At 60.5% G+C, this 5,946-nt stretch carries 4 protein-coding genes and 1 tRNA gene; 3 read left to right on the forward strand and 2 right to left on the reverse strand.

Annotation, left to right across the window (positions count from 1 at the left end; translation table 11 throughout):
* From QZY06_RS18265 to QZY06_RS18275, 3 genes are all read left to right on the forward strand, one after another.
* Nucleotides 1-2,289: DNA methyltransferase (locus QZY06_RS18265; RefSeq protein WP_295686749.1), on the forward strand; the 2,289-nt coding region annotated here is incomplete at its 5' end.
* 75 nt (nucleotides 2,290-2,364) lie between these two features.
* Nucleotides 2,365-3,078, forward strand: a complete 714-nt coding sequence (locus QZY06_RS18270) for a hypothetical protein (RefSeq protein ID WP_295686751.1) — start codon at nucleotides 2,365-2,367, stop codon at nucleotides 3,076-3,078.
* A 29-nt stretch (nucleotides 3,079-3,107) separates the two neighbouring features.
* Nucleotides 3,108-3,809, forward strand: coding sequence for a ParB N-terminal domain-containing protein (locus QZY06_RS18275; protein WP_295686753.1), 702 nt, complete (start codon nucleotides 3,108-3,110; stop codon nucleotides 3,807-3,809).
* 165 nt (nucleotides 3,810-3,974) lie between these two features.
* Here the strand turns inward: QZY06_RS18275 and QZY06_RS18280 are convergent, their stop codons facing one another.
* Nucleotides 3,975-5,519: a hypothetical protein gene (locus QZY06_RS18280; RefSeq protein ID WP_295686756.1), complete on the reverse strand. Its 1,545-nt coding sequence runs from the start codon at nucleotides 5,517-5,519 to the stop codon at nucleotides 3,975-3,977.
* Between the two features lie 92 nt (nucleotides 5,520-5,611).
* Nucleotides 5,612-5,696, reverse strand: a tRNA-Leu gene (locus tag QZY06_RS18285).
* Nucleotides 5,697-5,946 lie beyond the last annotated feature (250 nt).

Raw genomic sequence — 5,946 nt, forward strand, 5'->3', positions numbered from 1 at the left:
CACTTCCTGAACCGCCTGCTGTTCTGCATGTTCGCCGAAGATATCGGTCTGTTGCCGGGTCACCTGTTCACCAAGCTGGTGCAAAGCTCCCAGAGCAAGCCCGACCTATTCACCAAGTTCAGCGGGGACCTGTTCGCCGCCATGAACAAGGGCGGGCATCTGGCGTTCGAGAGCATCGAATGGTTCAACGGCGGGCTATTCGAGGATGACGCCACGCTCCGCCTGGAAGCCGATGACCTGAAGCTGTTACTTGAAGCCTGTCTGCTGGACTGGAGCGAGATTGAACCCAGCATCTTCGGCACCCTGTTCGAGCGTGGCCTAGACCCCAGCAAGCGCAGTCAGTTGGGAGCCCACTACACCGACCCGGAAACGATCATGAAGATCGTGCGCCCCGTGGTCGTGGAGCCTTGGCTAGCCGAATGGGAAGCCGAAAAGGTCGAGCTGGCGAAACAGATCGGCAAGGCCGCCAAAACCGTCAGCAAGGCCGCGCAGACCCGCTTCAATCGCTTCCTGGAGCGCTTCAGGGCCTTCACGGTGCTAGACCCGGCCTGTGGTAGCGGCAACTTCCTGTATCTGTCCCTGCGAGCCCTGAAGGACACTGAGAAGCGAATCCTTTTGGACGCGGAAGCGCTGGGCCTGGGCTTGCAGTTCCCGGCCATCGGGCCGCAGTCCGTCAAAGGCATCGAGTTGAACGCCTACGCGGCAGAACTTGCCCGCGTGACCATCTGGATCGGCGAGATTCAATGGATGATCGCCAACGGCTACGGCGTGGCAAAGAATCCAATCCTCAAGCCTCTGGAGCAGATCGAGAATCGCGACGCACTGCTAAACGTGGACGGCAGCGAGGCCGTGTGGCCAGCGGCAGATGTCATCGTCGGTAACCCGCCTTTCGTCGGCGACAAGAAGATGGTCGGCGAACTAGGCGCTGAAGCAGTCGCAAACCTTCGGAAGACCTATGAAGGTCGAGTCCCAGGCGGAGCGGACCTTGTTTGCTACTGGTTCGAGAAAGCGAACGACCTCATCCGGGCGGGAACGCTGAAGCGCACGGGACTGGTCACGACCAACAGCATTCGCGGCGGCAGGAATCGGGAAGTGCTGAAGCACATCTGCGATCACGGCCGAATCTTCAACGCCTGGAGCGATGAAGAATGGATCAACGACGGCGCGGCAGTCCGCGTGTCCCTGGTCTGTTTCGGCCGCACCGATGGATCGGCAATGCTGAACGGTACCGAAGCCGGAACGATCTTCCCGGACCTGACCGCTGCCGGGAGCGATGCCAGTGCAGACCTGACACGCGCAGTGCGGCTGAAAGAGAACGAGGGCCGCTGTTTCTCGGGCATTCAGAAGACCGGCCCCTTCGAGATACCCGGCGATGTGGCGCGAAGCTGGCTGAAACTGCCGAACCCGAACGGGCGTCCCAACAGTGATGTAGTGCGGCCTTGGTCCAATGGGCTGGACGTTACACGCCGCAATCGAGACTATTGGATTGTTGACTTCGGGACAGATGCCGAGGAAGTCGACGCCGCAATGTATGAAGCCCCGTTCGCTCATATCAAGACGCACGTACAGCCAACGCGCTTCGGCAAGCGCGAGGCGAGAACCAACGAGTATTGGTGGTTATTCCAATGGTCGCGGCCGGTAATGCGCCGCGCACTTGCCGGACTCCCCCGATTCATCGTCACGCCGGAAGTTTCCAAGCATCGAGTCTTCGCATGGCTACCGGCTGGAGTCGTCGCAGATAAAAACCTTTCTGTCATCACACGCTCAGATGACGTGACTTTCGGCGTTCTTCATTCGCGGTTTCACGAAGTCTGGTCTCTCAGGATGTGCACTTACCTGGGCGTCGGGAATGATCCGCGATACACGGCAACAACCTGCTTCGATACGTTCCCATTTCCTCCGGGCCTGACCCCGAATATCTCGGCAGCCGACCAAGCGAAGAACACCCTAGCGGCGGCCATTAGCGAAGCGGCCCGGAAGCTAGTCGAAACGCGCGATAACTGGCTGAACCCTGCCCCATGGGTTGACCGCATCGCCGAGGCGGTCCCTGGCTACCCGGAACGGATCATCCCCAAGCCGGGACACGAAGCGGACCTGAAGGCTCGGACCCTGACCAACCTATACAACGCACCGCCTACATGGCTGGTTCACCTTCATCGCGCCCTAGATGAAGCGGTCGCCGCTGCCTACGGCTGGAAGTGGCCGCTGACGGATGATGAAGTCCTGCGACGCCTGTTCGTGCTGAACCAAGAGCGCAGCGGAGCGACCCAGGCACCGGCGACAACCTGAGCCTGTGGCCGTGACCGCCATCTGTTCTCCCCTGTTTCGGCGTGACCGAGTGCGGGGCGTCGAGTTGGTCAATAAATGACCACCTGGGAGACCCGCAAGCGACGCAAGGCGGACCTGTCGCGGCGCATCGCGGAAGGCAGGGAAGATGCCGGGTATTGCCGGATTGTCGGCTGTACCCAGCGGACCCCGGCAGCACGAGGCACGGGCCTGAGTCGGCGAGCCTGTCGCGCTCATGAGGATCATTACGGACGACACGGCAGCTACGCGCACGGCAGCTTCCCCAGCAAGGTCCTGGCGCCGCACCGGCAGGCCGCTGAGGCGTGGCTTGCGGCGCATCAGGCGGACCCATCGGTAGTGCGCGGAGTCCTTGGCGTTCAATCCCAGTACGCTGCCGCCGGTCAGCACCTGCCCGCCACGCGCCTTGCTGGCCTGCCGCCCTCTGAACGCTGCCGGGCCGCATGGGCTCGCCTGAGGGACGCCAAGGTGCCGCCGGTGGATGTATTGGCCGCATGGCTTGCCGTGGCCGCCACCATTGCCAGCGACCCCGGCGCAGATCGGCACAGCGAGTTTCAGCAGGTGCAGGCCGCCAAGCTGCTGCACCGCATGGCCAGCGGCACGCACCGCCGATGGGAACGCAGCGGCCCCGGCGGATCGCTGGAGGCCACCGAGTTGCACAAGTATCCGGCAAGCCGTGGGCGTGTCCTGCGGCACCTGGGGGAACAACTAGAGCGCGTCGCGGAGCTAGTCGCCGCGCCATTTCTTGAAGCAAGGAAGTACACTAGCACATGACACAGCCAATCCGCCGAGAAGTATCACTTGTGGACATCTCGCCTCACCATCCCTACCAGACGCGCAAGAACCTGGACGTGAAGCTGGTCAATGAGTACGCAACTGCCATGAAGAACGGCACTAGCTTTCCGCCGGTGAAGCTAGGGGTCGTCGGTGGTGCACTTGTAGTAATCGGCGGACATCACAGAATCGCGGCTACTTACCGCAGAGGCCTACCAACAATCACAGCCGATGTTTACGAGACCGATCACCCCGGTGCCGTACTGCTCGCCATTGACGACAACAGCACCAACGGCAAGCGGCTGTCGAAGGCGGAGGTCCGAGCGGCACTATCCCTTTTCGTGAAGGCCGGGAACCACAAGGTCGGACGCGGAAAGGTCATGTCGAGTCGCCAACTCGCTGCGGCGCTGGGCGGCTCGGTCTCCCATGAAACTGTCTTGCACTGGATAGCCGAGGATCACCCAGCCGTTTACTCCAAGTTCAAGCGCGATGCACCGAAGCCCAAGGGGTCTGGTGAGTTCGACTATCGAGCGAAGAATGCCGAGCGATCGGCACAAGCTGCATTTGCAGCTATTGAACAATGCCTCGCTGCCGCCCGGGGAGTCTCATCACCCAAGGTTCGGGGACGCATCAGAGAAAGGCTGTTGAAAGCGTCAGTAGTAGTGGAAACCCTTGGACCGTATGAGTTACCTCAGGATGACGGACAAACGCCCTCAAGCGACGATTTCTGATATGAGAGCACCCGTAGACGCCCACGGGGCAACCTCAAGTAACTAAAGGACTTTTGAGGTCACCTGTCAGAACCTGACAAGCAAGGCCGTCGGCGTGCGCTGTATGCCTTACTGATAAAGGGTTTCAGCACCATCGACCGAGAACTATTTTGCGGATCGGCGTGATCAGCACAGCGGCTTAATTCGCCCGATAACTTCTTGCTTTCGCCGCAACGAGTGACCGTCCCCGTAGCCTCGCGCTGATGAACTGTTTGACCGCCCCTGAATGTCCAGGCGAAGTTCCCCATCTTCCGTTGCGTCCCGAAGCAAATCTTCAAACGAGTGGCGAAAGGAATGCGTCGGGTTGGTTCGTTGCCGACTACCCTCTTCCGATGAAGCGAACTGCGCAACCCATGTGCGCAGGGAGGTAACCGGGCGGCCTTCGTTAGAGCTTCCGTCAGGGCGCGGCTTAAGTCTCGGGAACAAGAAGCCAGTTGGCTCCAAAGACTTCACGTATTTGGCAAAGCCCTCAGCCAGCAAAAGCGGGTGCAGTGGAACGTCTCGCAATGAGGGCGAGACCTGACCAGGCTTGCCCTTCAAGCGCTTCCATTTATGTTCCAGATTGATAGACAAATAGGCAATATTCTCGTGCTCTCGGATGTCTGAGGCGATGCACTGCACGGCCTCGCGGAAGCGAGCCCCCGTGTACAACATCAGCCATGGCAGCCAGCGCCGTTCGGGCAATTGCTCGTTACGGCAAGCGCGAAGAATCTTCGCGACTTCGTCTGCGCTGTAGGCGCGGATGTCATCAGAGTCGGAGAACTGGCGACCTCTGAACCAAGCACCTTCCACCGGGTTCCCTGCAAGGCGGCCGCTGCCTCGCCCCTGGGAGGCACGATAGATGGTGGAGACTGCCGCGAGATATTTGCGCTGAACGGTGCTGTGGCGCAGCGGTTTACCGGAAGGACCTTCGATCAGAAGTGCGTCGCGCCACCGTTCCACATCTGCGGTTTCTACCGCCGCAGGGTCATGACGGCCAACGTATTTCCTGAAAGCAGCGAGAATGGCGCGCGTTTCTGCGACCGTCCCCGGTGCCCTCTCTACCTCGTTTCTCCAACGCTCAAACATCGCATCGAAAGTAAGCCCACCATCGGGAATCGTTGGCGGCGTAACTGGAGCCCACGCGGGAAACTCGGCAAGGACCGGGTCCGGAGTAAAGTTGCCGCCAGCCCTGACTTCCATACGCTCGAAAAGGGCAAGCATTCGACGGAACAGGCGGTCGCTAAAGCGGCTCAAGGTCTCCGCATCGACCGACAAGCCCTTTGAGTTCAGCAAGGCATCAACGTAGGGTCTGACGAAGCGCGCCCTTTCTGCCTCGTCGCTGGGGTTGTCACCACCTGGAAGGTAAAGGGCTGCTGATTCCCAGTGCTTTGCGGCGCCAGGATCATGCGACCAAGCGTCCAAGTTTTCCCGATACCAGACCCCAACCAGCGCCTCGACCTCGGCAGCAGTTAGCCGCTGAGGGCCGTTGCGGAGGGAATCAAGGAATATCCGGAAGGTGGAGAGCGCGTCCGGGTAGACCCTGCGGGCTTCTGAGAGCGTCTTAACGCCAAGACTGCGCTTATACGTCTGCTTGCCGCCCGCAGCCGCCCTGAGGTCAGCAGGGATTGGCTCGCGGATATAACAGACCTTGTGGATCGGGTGCTGCCAAACAGACATGAGACGGGGCATCCTTTTGACTCCTTGGACCACCTTAGTGGACTTCCGGAGCACCTGCAACGCCCTGATTTACTGTAAGTTGTTGACCCAGTTAGGATCACCGATGGTGCGAAAGGCGAGACTCGAACTCGCACGCCTTGCGGCGCTGGAACCTAAATCCAGTGCGTCTACCAATTCCGCCACTCTCGCCGGTGCTGCCCTGCCTCGGAACCGCATTTGCAGCGGCATTCGACACAAGCGCGGAGTATATCAGCGGCTGCCGGCCCACAGACCCGCAGCAATTCAGGCGTCAACCAGGTCAACGCCCGGCCTGACGATCAAGCCGCTACAAAGCCGGCGTCCGAACTGGGACACTAGCGCCCTGCCCCGCCCGGTCACCGTGACCTTGCCGCAGCGCAGCAATCGATCGCCAGAGTCCGCACCGTTTTGTTCCAGTTCA

This window comes from uncultured Nevskia sp. (assembly GCF_903885465.1).
In the GTDB taxonomy this organism is placed as follows: Bacteria; Pseudomonadota; Gammaproteobacteria; order Nevskiales; family Nevskiaceae; genus Nevskia.

Bases quoted from the DNA above. Each gene is read 5' to 3' on its own strand.
- QZY06_RS18270 (WP_295686751.1), top strand. From the start codon at position 2,365: ATGACCACCTGGGAGACCCGCAAGCGACGCAAGGCGGACCTGTCGCGG.
- QZY06_RS18280 (WP_295686756.1), bottom strand. From the start codon at position 5,519: ATGCCCCGTCTCATGTCTGTTTGGCAGCACCCGATCCACAAGGTCTGT.